Source organism: Paraburkholderia sp. SIMBA_027, assembly GCF_046535315.1.
Classification (GTDB): domain Bacteria; phylum Pseudomonadota; class Gammaproteobacteria; order Burkholderiales; family Burkholderiaceae; genus Paraburkholderia; species Paraburkholderia tropica.
Genome location: NZ_JAWRWY010000800.1, coordinates 1 through 264, shown reverse-complemented (window position 1 = coordinate 264; position 264 = coordinate 1). Strand labels below are relative to the sequence as shown.

At 65.2% G+C, this 264-nt stretch carries 1 protein-coding gene; it reads left to right on the top strand.

What is annotated here, in order from left to right:
* Positions 1 to 264: DeoR family transcriptional regulator (locus SB764_RS41270; RefSeq protein WP_410866935.1), on the top strand; the 264-nt coding region annotated here is incomplete at both ends.

Here is a 264-nt window from a genome sequence, read left to right as displayed (position 1 = left end):
ACCTCGCTGAGCGCTTCAGCATTACCACTGAGACAATCCGCCGCGACCTCGCTGCCCTGGAGGACTCCGGGAGCCTACGTCGCGGTCATGGTGGCGCAGTCCCCACAGACCGCCTCACCACCCGGGAAGAAAGCATCTTCGAACGCGCCATCCAGCGCCAATCCGAAAAGCTCCGTATCGCAAGCGCTGCCTTGGCCATGGTCCCCGGCGCCAGCGCCAGCATCCTGTTGGACGCAGGGTCCACCACGGAAATCCTCGCGGACC